Source organism: Arthrobacter silviterrae, from assembly GCF_011045165.1.
Classification (GTDB): Bacteria; Actinomycetota; Actinomycetes; order Actinomycetales; family Micrococcaceae; genus Specibacter; species Specibacter silviterrae.
Window position 1 is genome coordinate 261,427 of sequence record NZ_JAAKZI010000002.1, and the last position, 13,967, is coordinate 275,393.

16 protein-coding genes are annotated in these 13,967 nt (G+C 66.8%); 6 read left to right on the plus strand and 10 right to left on the minus strand.

The genetic code is table 11. The features are described from left to right. Positions 1-33 precede the first annotated feature (33 nt). The 9 genes from folK to dacB all read right to left on the minus strand — a co-directional run bounded on the left by folK (position 34) and on the right by dacB (position 9,170). The gene (gene folK / locus G6N77_RS02645; RefSeq protein WP_165180433.1) at positions 34-567 is read right to left on the minus strand and encodes a 2-amino-4-hydroxy-6-hydroxymethyldihydropteridine diphosphokinase; all 534 of its coding nucleotides are present in this window, start codon (positions 565-567) and stop codon (positions 34-36) included. After that, entirely contained in the window at positions 564-935 is a 372-nt protein-coding gene (gene folB / locus G6N77_RS02650; RefSeq protein WP_165180434.1) for a dihydroneopterin aldolase, read from the minus strand. The genes folK and folB overlap by 4 nt, the downstream gene beginning before the upstream one ends. Continuing rightward, positions 932-1,888: a dihydropteroate synthase gene (gene folP / locus G6N77_RS02655; RefSeq protein WP_165180435.1), complete on the minus strand. Its 957-nt coding sequence runs from the start codon at positions 1,886-1,888 to the stop codon at positions 932-934. Before folP ends, folB begins: the two co-directional genes overlap by 4 nt. Before the next feature lie 7 nt (positions 1,889-1,895). Further along, positions 1,896-2,531 (minus strand): GTP cyclohydrolase I FolE, encoded by a 636-nt coding sequence (gene folE / locus G6N77_RS02660; protein ID WP_165180436.1) that lies wholly within the window; start codon positions 2,529-2,531, stop codon positions 1,896-1,898. A 17-nt stretch (positions 2,532-2,548) separates the two neighbouring features. Continuing rightward, on the minus strand, positions 2,549-4,627 hold the full coding sequence (gene ftsH, locus G6N77_RS02665; RefSeq protein WP_165180437.1) for an ATP-dependent zinc metalloprotease FtsH: 2,079 nt from the start codon (positions 4,625-4,627) through the stop codon (positions 2,549-2,551). 241 nt (positions 4,628-4,868) lie between these two features. After that, positions 4,869-5,420: a hypoxanthine phosphoribosyltransferase gene (hpt, locus tag G6N77_RS02670; RefSeq protein WP_165180438.1), complete on the minus strand. Its 552-nt coding sequence runs from the start codon at positions 5,418-5,420 to the stop codon at positions 4,869-4,871. 68 nt (positions 5,421-5,488) lie between these two features. After that, positions 5,489-6,586, minus strand: coding sequence for a tRNA lysidine(34) synthetase TilS (tilS, locus tag G6N77_RS02675; protein ID WP_165180439.1), 1,098 nt, complete (start codon positions 6,584-6,586; stop codon positions 5,489-5,491). After that, positions 6,587-7,747, minus strand: coding sequence for a zinc-dependent metalloprotease (locus tag G6N77_RS02680; RefSeq protein ID WP_165180440.1), 1,161 nt, complete (start codon positions 7,745-7,747; stop codon positions 6,587-6,589). A 25-nt stretch (positions 7,748-7,772) separates the two neighbouring features. Continuing rightward, positions 7,773-9,170 (minus strand): D-alanyl-D-alanine carboxypeptidase/D-alanyl-D-alanine endopeptidase, encoded by a 1,398-nt coding sequence (dacB, locus tag G6N77_RS02685; protein ID WP_165180441.1) that lies wholly within the window; start codon positions 9,168-9,170, stop codon positions 7,773-7,775. 210 nt (positions 9,171-9,380) lie between these two features. Between dacB and G6N77_RS02690 the strand changes: the two genes are divergently transcribed. The 5 genes from G6N77_RS02690 (at position 9,381) to G6N77_RS02710 (ending at position 13,244) form a co-directional block, all read left to right on the plus strand. Continuing rightward, positions 9,381-9,869, plus strand: coding sequence for an inorganic diphosphatase (locus G6N77_RS02690; protein WP_165180442.1), 489 nt, complete (start codon positions 9,381-9,383; stop codon positions 9,867-9,869). Between the two features lie 187 nt (positions 9,870-10,056). Continuing rightward, positions 10,057-11,058 (plus strand): WXG100 family type VII secretion target, encoded by a 1,002-nt coding sequence (locus tag G6N77_RS02695; RefSeq protein WP_165180443.1) that lies wholly within the window; start codon positions 10,057-10,059, stop codon positions 11,056-11,058. Continuing rightward, positions 11,058-11,837 carry a hypothetical protein gene (locus G6N77_RS02700; RefSeq protein WP_165180444.1) on the plus strand — a complete coding sequence of 260 codons (780 nt, stop codon included), beginning with the start codon at positions 11,058-11,060 and terminating at the stop codon, positions 11,835-11,837. Before G6N77_RS02695 ends, G6N77_RS02700 begins: the two co-directional genes overlap by 1 nt. Before the next feature lie 134 nt (positions 11,838-11,971). Further along, complete coding sequence (locus G6N77_RS02705) at positions 11,972-12,580, plus strand: hypothetical protein (RefSeq protein WP_165180445.1); 609 nt, start codon at positions 11,972-11,974, stop codon at positions 12,578-12,580. After that, positions 12,567-13,244 carry a hypothetical protein gene (locus tag G6N77_RS02710; RefSeq protein ID WP_165180446.1) on the plus strand — a complete coding sequence of 226 codons (678 nt, stop codon included), beginning with the start codon at positions 12,567-12,569 and terminating at the stop codon, positions 13,242-13,244. Before G6N77_RS02705 ends, G6N77_RS02710 begins: the two co-directional genes overlap by 14 nt. A gap of 55 nt (positions 13,245-13,299) precedes the next feature. Here G6N77_RS02710 and G6N77_RS02715 read toward each other — a convergent pair whose 3' ends face one another. Next, positions 13,300-13,641 carry a hypothetical protein gene (locus G6N77_RS02715; protein ID WP_165180447.1) on the minus strand — a complete coding sequence of 114 codons (342 nt, stop codon included), beginning with the start codon at positions 13,639-13,641 and terminating at the stop codon, positions 13,300-13,302. Here G6N77_RS02715 and G6N77_RS02720 point away from each other — a divergent pair. Next, a complete protein-coding gene (locus G6N77_RS02720; protein ID WP_165180448.1) occupies positions 13,619-13,960 on the plus strand; it encodes a hypothetical protein in 342 nt (113 codons plus the stop codon). The genes G6N77_RS02715 and G6N77_RS02720 overlap by 23 nt on opposite strands. The last annotated feature ends 7 nt before the right edge of the window (positions 13,961-13,967 follow it).

A 13,967-nucleotide genomic window follows, 5' to 3' on the forward strand; every position in this document is an offset into this window, starting at 1 on the left:
TGCTTGTCATGATTCAACCGTACAGTTTTTTCCTTAGGGCAGCGCCGTGCCAAGGCCCGGTGGTTCCAGCTCGGCATGTTCAATGCCGGCCATGTCCGCCGCGGCCGCGGCCAGGGCGGCCACGGGCTGGCCGGAGAGGACGGCGCCGGGGTCCATGAGGGACCACGGGTAGAGCACAAAGGCCCGCCCGGCAGCCCGGGGATGCGGCAGCGTCAAGGCAGGGTCGTCGCTGACCAGCTCGCCGTACGTGATGATGTCCACGTCCAGGGTGCGCGCACCCCAGCGGACCTTGCGTTCGCGGTGGTGCGCCAGTTCCACGCCCTGGCAGTGGGCCAACAGTTCCAGCGGGGCCAGCGTGGTGTCCACCGCAATGACCATGTTCAAAAAGTCGGGCTGGCCCTCGGGTCCGCCCACGGGCTTGGTGGAAACCACCGGCGAGACATCCACCAGGCGCACTTCGGGGCGGTCCACCAGGTCGGCGACGGCGGCCGAGAGGGTTCCGCGCCGTTCCCCGAGGTTGCTGCCCAAGGCCAGGATGGCCCGCGTCCAGGAGCCTGGCCCGCTCATGCCCTGCTCCGGAAAACGTTGATGCTCACGTCGCCAAACGGCACCTGGATGGGTGCCTTGGGCTTGTGCACGGTCACCTCGACGGCGGAGACCGGGGGGAAGTCCGCCAGGATGCGTTCGGCAATGCGCACGGCCAGGGTTTCAATCAGGTCGAAGGCGTCCCCGCGGATCAGCGCGGCAATGGCCTCGGCCACCTCGCCGTAGTGGGCGGTGTGGGCGAGGTCGTCAGTGGCGGCCGCCTCGGCCAGGTCCGCGTGCAGCACGGCGTCAACAATGAACGGCTGGCCGTCGCGTTTTTCGTGGTCAAACACGCCGTGGTAGCCAATGGCCGTGATGCCCGTCAGGGTGATGGTGTCGGGCCGGCTCACAGGGCGGCCCCGGCCTGCCCGGCCAGGCGCGCCTCACGGTTGCGCCCTCCCACCAGCAGGCGGGCGGCGACCTTGGCAGCGTCAAGGCTCGCACCGACGTCGTGCACGCGGACGCCCCAGACCCCCTGTGCGGCGGCAAGGGCGGTGGTGGCCGAGGTGGCGTCGTCGCGCTCCTTGGGGGCCGCGGCCTTGCCTGCCGTGGTCAGCAGCGAGCCCAAAAAGCGCTTGCGGGAGGTGCCCACCAGAACCTTGTTGCCCATTTCCGCCACCCGGTGGAGGTTGGCGAGCAGTTCCCAGTTTTGCTCGGCGTTCTTGGAGAAGCCGATGCCCGGGTCCACAATCAGCATTTCCGGCTTCACGCCTGCTGCATAGAACCGTTCGCGGACTTCGCCCAGCTCACGCACCACGTCGTCCACCACATCCGTGTAGGTGGTCAGCGAATCCATGTGGCGTGAATCGCCGCGGCTGTGCATCAGCACGTAGGGAACCTGGCGTTCGGCGATCAGGGCGATCATGTCAGGGTTGACATTGGTGCCGGATACGTCGTTGATGAGCCCGGCACCGGCGTCGAGCGCCAGCGCCGCGGTGGAGGCGTGGCGGGTGTCAACGCTGACCAGGGCGCCGGCCTTGGCAAGCGTGGCAATGACGGGCATGATCCGCCGCTGCTCCTCCTCCTCATCCACATCCAGGGCGCCGGGCCGGGTGGACTCCCCGCCCACGTCAATGATGTCCGCGCCGCCATAGAACATCCGCAGGCCGTGGGCTATGGCGGTGTCAATGGAGTCGTATTCGCCGCCGTCGCTGAAGGAGTCGGGGGTGCAGTTGAGGATCCCCATCACCAGCGTGCGGTCGGTGGGCAGGGCGGCAAAGCTTGCCATGGCGGTGCGTGCCCGCAGCACGGGCAGCGGGGAGGTGGCCGGACCGGTGCCCGGTGCGGCTGCGAGGGAATCCATTGTGGTGTTACCTTCCGAGAATCAGGCTCATGGCCTCGGCCCGCGTTGCGGGCTCGTGAAGCAGGCCGCGCACCGCGCTGGTGACGGTTTTGGCCCCTGGCTTGCGCACGCCCCGCATGGACATGCACATGTGTTCGCATTCAATGACAACGATGGCCCCGCGCGGCTTCAGGTGCGCCACGAGGGAATCGGCGATCTGGCTGGTGAGGCGTTCCTGGACCTGGGGCCGCTTGGCGTAAATGTCCACCAGCCGCGCCAGCTTGCTCAGCCCCGTGACGCGGCCGTCGGAGGACGGGATGTAGCCCACGTGGGCGCTGCCGTGGAAGGGCACCAGGTGGTGCTCACAGGTGGAGTAGAACGGGATGTCCTTCACCAGCACCATTTCCTCGTGGGAGATGTCAAAGGTGGTGCCCAAAACTTCGCCCGGATCCTGGTGGAGCCCGGCAAAAACCTCGGCATAGGCCTTGGCCACCCGCTTGGGCGTGTCCATCAGCCCGCTGCGGTCAGGGTCCTCCCCCACGGCCAGCAGGATTTCACGGACTGCCGCCTCGATGCGTGGCAGGTCCATGTGCCCGCCGTGGCCGTCCGGGGGGGAAGCCTGGGCGGCGGGCGCAGTGAAGTGGGGTTCGTCGAAATTGGTCACGGGTGTGATCCTATCCGCTATTGCGGCCGGCCCGGGAGTTGTTCGCCGTCGGGCTTGCCCAGATCGCGGCCGGGCACATGCCCCGGCGCATCCACTTCGCCCTGCATGTGGGCGTTGGCCAGCTGGTCCTGCGGCGCCACGGAATCGGGGGACGGTTCACCGGCAGCCAGGGCCTCGCGGCGTTCCTTTTCGGTGACCACGGGGGGCAGTTCGGAGACCGGCCGGGACTCCTTGGACAGCCAAACCTTGCGCTGGGCCGGCCTGCGCAGATCGGCGAAGATCTCCGCAATCTCAGCCTGGTTCAGGGTCTCGCGCTCCAGCAGTTCCAGGGCCAGCCGGTCCAGGACGTCGCGGTTCATGATGAGCGCCTCGTAGGCGTCGTCGTGCGCCTGGTCGATGAGCTTGCGCACCTCCTCGTCCACGATGGCAGCCACCGATTCGGAGTAGTCCCGCTCGCTGCCGCCGCCGGCGCCCAGGAAGGGCTCACCCGCGCCGGCGCCGAGCTTGACGGCGCCAATGCGTTCGCTCATGCCGTACTGGGTGACCATGGCGCGGGCCGTGCCGGTGGCCTTTTCGATGTCGTTGGAGGCACCGGTGGAGGGGTCGTGGAACACGATTTCCTCCGCCACACGCCCGCCCATGGCGTAGGCCATGTTGTCCAGCAGCTCGTTGCGGGTGATCGAGTACTTGTCATCCTCCGGCACCACCATGGTGTAGCCCAGGGCACGGCCGCGCGGCAGGATGGTGATCTTGGTGACGGGCGCCGTGTTGTGCATGGCCGCCGCCACCAGGGCGTGGCCGCCCTCATGGTAGGCGGTGATCTTGCGTTCCAGTTCCTTCATGACGCGGGTGCGCTTTTGCGGCCCGGCCATGACGCGGTCAATGGATTCATCCAGGGCACGGTCGTCAATGAGCTGGGCGTTGGAGCGGGCCGTGAGGAGGGCGGCCTCATTGAGCACATTGGCCAGGTCGGCGCCGGTGTAACCTGGCGTCTTTTTTGCCACGGCGTTCAAGTCGACGCCGGGTGCCATGGGCTTGCCCTTGGAGTGGACCTTGAGGATTTGCTCGCGGCCCAGTCGGTCCGGAGCTTCCACGGGAATCTGGCGGTCAAAGCGGCCCGGGCGCAGCAATGCCGGGTCCAGCACGTCGGGGCGGTTGGTGGCGGCGATCAGGATCACGTTGGTCTTGACGTCAAAGCCGTCCATTTCCACGAGCAGCTGGTTGAGGGTCTGCTCGCGTTCGTCGTTGCCGCCGCCGATGCCGGCACCGCGGTGGCGGCCCACGGCGTCGATCTCGTCCACAAAGATGATGGCCGGGGAGTTGGTCTTGGCCTGTTCGAAAAGGTCGCGGACGCGGGAGGCGCCGACGCCGACGAACATTTCCACAAAGTCCGAACCGGAGATTGAGTAGAACGGCACGCCCGCCTCGCCGGCAACCGCGCGGGCCAGCAGGGTCTTGCCCGTCCCGGGAGGGCCGTACAGCAGCACGCCCTTGGGGATTTTGGCGCCGACGGCGGCAAACTTGCCCGGATCCTGCAGGAATTCCTTGATTTCGTGGAGTTCCTCCACGGCCTCGTCGGCACCGGCCACGTCATTGAAGGTGACCTGGGGGTGGTCCTTGGTGATGAGCTTGGCCTTGGACTTGCCAAACTGCATGACCTTGGAGCCGCCGCCCTGCATGCGGGAGAACAGGAACCAGAAGATGAGGCCGATCAGCACGAACGGGATCAGCAGTGACAGCATGCTGGACCAGAAGTTGTTGGATGCCGGCTGGTCGTCAAAGTTTTTCAGGTTCGCGCCGTCGATCACGGCCGCCACCGTGGTGGCGCGGTAGCCGCCGTAGTAGAACTGCACGGTTTTGCCGGCCTTGGTGCCGTCCGGGGTGGTGTAGTCGTCCTTGAGGATCATGTCCACCCGGCCCTCGGAGCCAAAGATCTTCGCCGAAACCACCTGGTCGTTCTTCAGCAGGGCCAGGCCGTCGGAGGTGTTGATCTTCGTCTGGCCTCCGCCGGCCAGCGTGGCCAGGCCTGCGCCAATGAGGATGACCACCACAATGATCCAGATGAATGGACCCTTGAAGAGTTTCTTGACTTTCATGTGTTCGGGGCCAGGCCCCGTCCCTCCCGCTCAACCAATGTGAAAAAACGACCGGCGGCACAGCCGCTTGCACGCGATACTAGCTTTACACCGTTCACAGTCCAACACGTACGGGAAGCGGCAATAGTTCCCTGAGGGCATAACGAATTGCGGCGCATTGCCAAAAATGCGCCCGTTCCCGCTTTCCGCCCCCCGTTGGAACGGGCGGGCAAAGCGGGAACCGGCGCAGCCGGTGCGGATGCTATTCGTAAATGTGCGGTGCCAGCGTGCCGATGAAGTCCAGGTTGCGGTACTTCTCGGCAAAGTCCAGGCCGTAGCCGACCACAAACTCGCTCGGGATCTCGTAGCCGACGTACTTGACGTCAATCTCCACCTTGGCGGCGTCCGGCTTGCGCAGGAGCGTGCAGATCTCCACCGAGGCGGGGCCGCGGGAGATGAGGTTGGCCTTGAGCCAGGACAGGGTCAGCCCGGAGTCGATGATGTCCTCAACAATGAGCACGTGCTTGCCCATGAGGTCCGTTTCCAGGTCCTTGAGGATCCGCACCACGCCGGAGGACTGCGTGCCGGAGCCGTAGGAGGACACTGCCATCCAGTCCATGGTGATGTGGCTGTGGAGTGCGCGGGAGAGGTCGGCCATAACCATCACCGCGCCTTTGAGGACACCGACCAGCAGGACGTCGCGGCCGGCGTAATCTGCATCGATTTCCGCGGCCAGCTCGGCTACACGCGTTTGGATTTGTTCCTTGGTGTAGAGAACGTGCTTGAGATCGGCTTGGACGTCTTGTGAATCCACCAATTGCTCCTGTTTGTGAAGGATTTTGTGACATGTGTGTTGCTGCTGGGCAGTGTATTCGGGCGAGTCTAGGGCACGCCTGCACTGCGTCTCAGGACAAGCTTCCCATAGGCGGCGCCCTCGTGTGGAACTGCCTGGCTGCGGGAAATTCGGTACGCGCTGACTTTTCCCGCCATTTGCACAGGCCCGGCGGAGCCTTTCCGATCCAGCAGGGCCGCCGCCGCCAGCAGCCGTTCCTGGCTGGGCTGGACGCCTCCAAGCGCGACGGCGGCCAGCGCCAGGACCCTCATCCGCAGGGCCGGGGCCAGGGCCGCCAAGTCATTTTCACCGAGCCTGATTTCCGCCGGTTCAGCGCTGCCGGCTGGGGTTGAAGCCTCGGCAATGCGGGCATATTCGGCGCCGGCCAGCTCATCCAGGTAGTCGGCATCCGGACCCAGGATGGCTGCCGAGCGCGCCAGTGATTCAACGATTCCCGGGCCCAGCTCCGCCGCGAGGAACGGCAGTACGTGGTGCCGCACGCGCACGCGCAGGTAGGCGTCGTCGAGGTTGGCGGGGTCATGCCACGGCTCCAGGCCCAGGGCCTCGCATATGGCCAATGTCTCATCCCGGCGCAGGGCTAGGAACGGCCGGCAGTAAACGCCGCGGCGTTCGCGCATGCCGGCCAGGGACCGTGTGCCGGAGCCGCGGGCCAGTCCCAACAGTACGGATTCCGCCTGGTCGTCCAGGGTATGGCCCAACAGCACGGTCTCCGCCCCCAGCTCACGGGCGGCCGCGTCCAGCGCGGCAAAGCGGGCTGCCCGGGCGGCAGCTTCCGGGCCGTCGCCGCCGTCGTGCAAGTCAACAGTCCGCAGCTGCACGGGATCCAGGCCCAGTCTGCGCAACTGGGCCGCCGTCCGTTGGGCAACCTCCGCGCTGCCTGGCTGCATTTGGTGGTCCACCACAATGGCGCCCGCCCGGATTTCGCCGCGGGTGGCAAAGAACGCCGTAACGGCTGCAAGTGCCAGCGAATCCGGGCCACCGCTGCACCCCACCAGCACCAGCGGCGGGTTGTCCACAGGATGGCGCCTGCCCGTGGTGGTTAGGCCCAGGAGCCCGGCCACCAGTTTCCGGGCCTTGCCCACCGTCGGGTCAAGGCGGCCGCGGGGGCGGATGCCGGCCTCCGGCATTTAGAGTCCCATCCGCTCAACCCAAAGGCGTGCACTGTGGATTTCCGGTTCGGTGGGCAGGTTTTCCGCCTGCACCCACACCGTGTTGAAGCCGTCCATGCTCACCAGGGCCACCACGTCGCGCACAAATTTGGCGCCGTCGCTGTATTGCCGCATTTTTGCATCCAGGCCCATGAGGTTGCGGATGAATTTTTCAATCAGGCCGCGCTCCTTCCCACGGTTGTTGAAGCGCTGCCGGATGGTCCGCACGGTGGGCACGATGGCCTGGTCCACGCCGTCCATGACCACGTTGGCGTGGCCCTCCAGCAGGCTCATGACGGCGGTGACGTGGGACAGCGCGGCCTTCTGGGTCGGATCCTGCAGCAGGTCAAGGATGCCTCCCCGGCTTGGCATCGCGTCGCCGCCACTCGGCGACGACTTCCGCCCGCCCATGGCCTTCACCGCCTGCAACAGCCGCTCCCCCAGGTTTTCAGTGTCCCCCACCAGCAATTCACCGAGCTTTTCAATTTCGCCCAGCATGTGGTGCCGCAACCACGGGGCCGCGGCAAACTGCACCCGGTGGGTTTGTTCGTGCAGGCACACCCACAGGCGGAAGTCGGCCGGGTCCACCTTGAGTTCCCGCTCCACCGTGAGAATGTTGGGCGCCACCAGCAGCAGCCGCCCGCCGGGGGCCGGGGCGTTCGCGCTCTGGCCGGGTGCCGGGGCCAGTGCGGCGAAGGGGTCGTACTGGCCCAGGACCTTGCTGGAGAGGAATGCCAGTGCGGCGCCCAGCTGGGCCCCGGTCACGGTGGAACTGACGGCCAGGGCGCCGGCGGACGTGCCGTTCCGGGACGCGGCCTGCTTGGCTGCGAGCGCCGTCATGATGGGATCCATCATGACGGAAAAGCTCTGGGTGTTGGCCTTGGCCCAGGAGGCCCTGTCCACCACCAGCACCTCGGAATCGCGCAGGTCGCGAGCGGCCTCCAGGCGGCTGATGTCGTGGACGTAGGGCACCGACTTGTCGGCCATGAGGTGCAGGTTCTCAACGGCCTTGGCGATTTCGGCGCCGTTCATGGCGGGGCCTGCCGGGGCGAGGCTGCCCGCCGTCGTGGCAGCCAGCTCCCAGTTGATCATGGAGGCGGATGGGGCTGCTGGGCTGCTGGGCTGGCTCATGTTTCCCATCAGATCACACTTCCCTGCATGGGACTTAGCTCTTGGCGATGATGGCCGCGGCGGTGTCGATGGACGGCATGGCCGACGCCGGCCCGCCCGCCAGTTTGTTGCCCATGATGGAGAAGACCAGCAGGCGGCCCTCTGAGTTGACCACGTATCCGCTCAGCGTGGACACGGTGTGGAGGGTGCCGGTTTTGGCCCGCACCAGGCCGGCCGCGGCTGCCGTGACGGGACCGGTGAAGCGTGCGCCGAGGGTGCCCGTCAGCCCGGCGATGGGCAGCCCACCCAGGGCCTGGCCCTCGTCAGTGCCGGCATGGGCCACCAGGAAGGAAACCACCTGCACCAGCTGGTGGGCGCTGATCAGGTCGCCCACGGCCAGCCCGCAGTTGTCCACCGTGGAGACGCCGTCCAGCGGCAGGCCCAGGCTGGCGAGCACGGCTCGGACAGCCGTGACGGCGCCAGTGTTGGACGCTTCCTGCCCCTGCTTCACCGCCACCAGGCGCGCCATGACCTCGGCCACGTAGTTGTCTGATTCGGCCAGCAAGTACTGCACCTGCTGCGCCACGGTGGCCGATTCCACCTTGGCCAGGACGGTTCCGGTGCCGGCGGTGGTCCGGGTGATGGTCCCCGTGGTGGGAACCCCCGCCTTCTCCAGGGCTGCGGCAAATGCCTCGGCCACGGCAACGGCGGAGTCCTGGGGGCGCGGGCCGGAGGTGCTGCCGGGGCTGGTGCGCCCGCCATACAGGGCCATGGGGTAGATCGGGGCGATTTCGCCGGCGTCGACGTCTCCCATGTCCCAGCCGGGGTTCAGGGCCGGGCCGGTAAACAGGGAGTCGTCAATGGCCAGCTTGACGGGGCCGGTGGTTCCGGCGGCGGCCAGGGCCGCGGCAGTCTTTTGGGCCAGGGTGGCCAGGCCCGCGTGCCCCATGGCGGCCTGGGGATCGCTCTCCCCCGCGGCCAGCATGGAGTCGCCGCCGGCCTTGAGCACCAGGGTCCCCGGCACGGATCCCTGGACCACTGACGTGTCCATGCGCGTGTTGGCGCCCAGGGACTTCAGTGCCGCCGTCGCCGTCAGCAGCTTCAGGTTCGACGCCGGCGTCCGGGCGGCGTCCCCGTCCTTGGAATAGAGGACCTTCCCGGTGGCGGCGTCCGCCACATAGGCGCTGAATGTGCCGCCGTCGAACGCCAGCGCCGCGTCAAGCCCGGCGGTCAGCGCGGCAGGGTCCGGCAGCGGCGCAGCCGCGGAAAGCGCGGAGACGCCGGAAATGCCCTGGAGGGTGGTGGGGGCCAGCTGGGCTGCGGGGACTACGGCGGCGGTGGCCGCATCGCGGGGCAGCAGGGCCGGGTACAGGTTCAGCCCGGCAGGAACGGTGACGGCGGCCAGGGCAAGCACCAGCAATCCGCCCGTCACAACTTTAGACGTGCGTCCCATGGTGCTGGTGTGTTCCTTCGGGGCTGTGCGGCCCGGCAGTCAGAGCGCGCAGGCAGGTCGGGTCCCGGCCGGATGACGCGGGGTGGGTGGGGCCGGTGCACGCAGCAGTCAGTTTCTGTGGAGCAAAATCGGCCTATATCCTCATACTAGAGGAAATTTTACGCGATCGGCCGCGCCAAGCCGCGCCGTCCACCTGATGAGGAGCACCCCATGAAGCATGACGTCACCATAGAAATCCCGCGCGGCTCACGCGTCAAGTACGAGGTTGACCACGAGACGGGCCGTGTCCGCCTGGACCGCGTGCTGTTCACCTCCATGCAGTACCCCACGCACTACGGCTTCTTTGACAACACCCTGGGCGAGGACGGCGACCCCCTGGACGCCCTGGTCTGGTACCCCGACGTCGACCTCTTCCCGGGAATCGTGCTGGATGCACGCCCCATCGCCATCTTCAACATGGAGGACGAGTCCGGCGGAGACGCGAAGCTGGTGTGCGTGCCCGCCGACAAGCGCTTCGACCACATCCAGGAGGCCTCTGACCTGGATCCTTTCCTGATCAAGGAGATCGAGCACTTCTTCACCACCTACAAGGACCTTGAGCCGGGCAAGTGGGTCAAGGCCGACGGTTGGGCAGACCGCGCCGCCGCCGAGGCGGAGCTGGAAGCCTCCATCAAGCGATTCGGGGCTGAAGGCCACTAGTCCTCAAGCACGACGGCGGCGCCCCGTGGGACCACCGGCCATTGGGTCGGTGGGCATCCCGGTGGGGCGCCGCCTTTTTGCGTTCACCGGCCGTGGGCAGTTCTGCCCATGGCGTGGCGCAACGGGCCCTGCCTACGATGTTCACGCCGCACCACTGCGGGCAACCCGGAACAAGGTAAGGACCCACATGGACGGATTCATTGGTGCGGATGTTGCGGACCTCCGCGATTTCGCCAAGACCATGGACAAGGCCTCCCATGCGTTGCTGCAGGAGGCCCAGTTGATCTCGGGTGCCGTCAATTCAATCCGCGGCTGGCGGGGCCCGGATGCCGACCGTTTCCGGCAGACCTGGAATTCCAGCCACCGGCCCACCATGGCCTCAACGGCCTGCTCCCTCCAGACCGTTTCGGACCTGCTGCGAAAGAACGCCCAGGAGCAGGAGACTGCCAGCTCCGCTGCGGGCCTGGGTGGCGGCGCGACCGGCGGCGGGGGTGCCGCCCTGCCCGTCCTAAAGGACGTCTTCGACACCGGCATGGGAGCCAAGGGACTCGGCTCACCTCTCTGGCAGGCCTGGAAATACCACCGACTGGGGCTGGATGAGTGGGGCAAGACCAGGGAGGTCCTCACCAATTGGGACGACGCCGGGAAGTGGCTCAAGGGCGGCCTGGATGAACTCCGCGCAGGTGGCAAGGCCGGCAATGTCCTGAACGATCTCAAGGCGGGCATTCCGTACAGCGCGGCCTTTGAGGAAGCGTCCAAATTCTCCAAGGGCATGCGGCTCGCGGGCGGCCTGGCCGCCCCGCTGAATATCGCCGGCGGCATCCACGACATGATCTCACCTCCCCACGGCGGCTGGCGGGGTGACGGCGACCGCGTGGCAGGGGGGCTGTCCGTGGTGGGCGGAGTGGGCAGCATCATGCTGATGACCGCTGGGGGTGCCGCCATGTTGGGCCCGATCGGCGCGCCGATTGTCATCGGGGCCGGCATCGTGGCCGGCGCCTGGGCCCTGGGCAACCTGGTTGCCGACAACTGGGGCAGCATCACCAACTTCGCCAAGGATCCGGGCAAATACCTGGGCGAGGGTCTCAAGGATGTTGGCAACATGGCCAAAAACGCCGGCAGTAAAGTGGTGGATGGCATAGGCAGTGCGGCCAAGTCGGTCGGCAAATTCCTGGGAGGGATCTTCTGATGAGCACAAACACAGTCCAGTGGACCGAACGGGACGTGGAATGCGCAGCCGGCGTGCTCGGCCTTGCATCCCCGGAAGGTACAGCCCTGCCCACGCTGACTGACGAAGAAATTACGGCCCTGGACGGCGTCCAACGCGAACAGGCCGTCCCCACTCCTTGGCTCTCGGCCCAGACTGCGGACCGTGACGTGTTGTGCGGCGTGGCCCTGCGAGGCCTGCTGGCCAAGGAATGGGCCTACCCCGTCATCTTCGAAGGCGAGACCGAGCCTTCGCGTCTGCACGCCACCGAGGAGATCACCGGCACCCTGGCCCTGCGCCGCACCAGCCGGCAGGTGGCTTCCCTGGAGCGGACGGTGTCCACCGGCAAGCGCTGGCTGTTCATCTACATCCACGACGACGGCGCCCTCCTCGAGGAGATCGATGAGAGCGGCCTCCACGGCTTTACAGTGGTTTCCCCGGATCAGTCCGCACAACGGCTCGCCGCCTTCGCCGATCCCAACGGCGCCGCAGCCGAGGAGTCTGCACCCAAGGCTTACACCGAGGCGGAGTTCGAGGCCGCGGGCGAGGCAGGGTTGCTGGCACAAACACAGGCAGCCAGCAACATGGCCGTCTTCCAGACCGATCGCGGTGACGTGCGGACGCTGACCGTCTACACGGCCCCGGACTCGGTGCACGTCCTCACCCCGGAACTGCGGGACGGCACCCTGGCATTGTCACTGCGGGAAGTTTCCTCGGCGTCCCTCGAAGAAGCGTTGAGCGGACTTCTGACCGCGCAGTAAACGCCCCGCCGAAGTAGTCCCGACCAAGGCTACGCCAGCCATTGCACCACGGGGCCAGCGCGTTTCACCCCGCACCAAACTTCTGCACAGCGCCTATCAGCACCGCACCGTTCAGCACAAGACATAAGGACGACATGGCCAAGAAAAATACGTTCGGCGGCCCCACCCGGCTGGTGGACGCAGCCAATGGCCGCCCCGTGTGCCAGTTCACCGCCAGTGGCCACTACTACGTGCGCGCCACTGCCACGCGGCATTTCTGGGGCCGCATCCTGGATGGCGCAGTGTTTCTTGCCGCCTACTTGCTGTTGGCCGTGCTGCTGGCCGCCGGCCAGCTCGCGGCGGGAGGCGGCGGCATCCCGGTAGTTTCCTTGGTGGTCCTCTGGTTTGTGCTTCTCTACGTTTACGGCATGGTTTGGGGAACATGGGGGCTGGCCGGAGATAGGGCGGCGCGCATGCGCAGCGTCCGCATCGCCGACGGCACGCTTTCAGGACCCTGGATTGGGGGATGGCGGGCCATTGCATGGTCCTTCCTTCCCCTCTACATCTTCTTCATGATCGCCAGCCTGTTCGACGGCGGTGTGGACCACACGCCGGGGTACGTGCCTCTTGACCTCGAGTCCGGACTGGCCAAGGGAAGACAGCCGGTGGAGGACGCCGCCCTTCTTGCGCGCGAACAGGCGCAGGCCCAGGCGCACGCACAATTACCCAAGCTCTACGGGAAGGACCCTGATGGAAGGGCGTAACTGGCTGGTGCGGCGGGCGGAGGCCCGGCTGGCCACGGAGATGGGGGGCCTGGTCTACATTGCCTCTTCGAGGCGGATCCGCTGGACCTGGCTGCTGCCGTGCATGGTCCTGGGTTTCGTGTACGGCGTGATCGGGCAGTTCGTCATCTCGCCGCGATCATCGGCTACCACGCCCGACAGGTTTGGGAACATCCCGCTGTTCCTCGTGACGTCGGTGCTCACGGGTTTGGTTTTGTGGGCCCTGACCTTTGCCATCGCCTTCCGCAAACTGTTGGTGTTCGACGGCGGAATGGTCACCACCTATGCCCAGCAGTCCACGACGCGCGTTTTTCCCTGGGCCGACGTGAACCCCGCCTCCGTCATGGCTGTGACCGCCGGCCCAGCTGGCCCGACCTCACTGTTGGCTGCCAAACGGCTGACCAAGCTCGGCGTCCGGGGGAAGTATGCCGTGGTCTTCGAGGGCCTCCCCCGGCCCAACAAGGCTTCGGCGGCCGGACAGACGTCAGCGCCTGGCTTCTGGACCTTTGAGACCTCCCAAGATCCCGCACCATTGGTCCGCACCATCGAGCAGGCCATGATGAAGTCGGGCGTCCCGGGAGCGGCCCGGATCTGTGCAAGGGCGCTGCCGCCTCGTGTCCTGACAGAACGGACTGCTTTGGACTGAGCCGTCTCCGGGCACAAAGGCGTTTGTGGCCGCCGCCCCCAGTTTTGTGCCGGTTTTAGAAGGGGTAGGGTTCGGTGTTTTGGGTGTGGATGTAGGTGCGGCCGGTGGGGGTGGTGGTTTTGGTTTGGCCGGGTGTGTGGGGTCCGATGGTCCAGCCCGTGGCGGGGTCGGTGAGGAGGCGTTCCCACCAGCGGGAGCCGGCGGCGAGTTCGCGGGCTTGTGCGGGTGGGATGGGTCCGTAGCCTTCGAAGTGGCCGGGTTCCTCGCTGGTGCCGAGGAGGGTCAGGGCCGGGACGGTGACGCTGATTTTCGCTGGTGTGCGGGGCCGGGACCAGGCTTCCGGGACGGGGTGGGCCGCCCCGTCCGATGCCCCGTTGGGCCATGAGCAGTCCGGCACAGCACCCGGCGCAAACACGAGCGCAAGCAGCAACGCGAACACCAGCGGCAGCCTCAGCAGCGACAACCGGCACGGAAACGACAACGGGCACCGCACCATCCCCGTCAAGACCGCCGCTCAGCTGGAACTGGCCCTGTCCATCGTCACCCCGGGTGAAACCATCCAGCTGGCCAAGGGCACCTACGTGGGCAACTTCTCCACCACACGGGCGGGCACGGCGGAAAAGCCGATCCGCCTGGTTGGCACCGCGGACAGCATTCTCATCAACTCCGGGACGTCCGGCGCGGCCCCTGCCTGCCCTGCGCCCACCGAGGGCTAGAATTCCG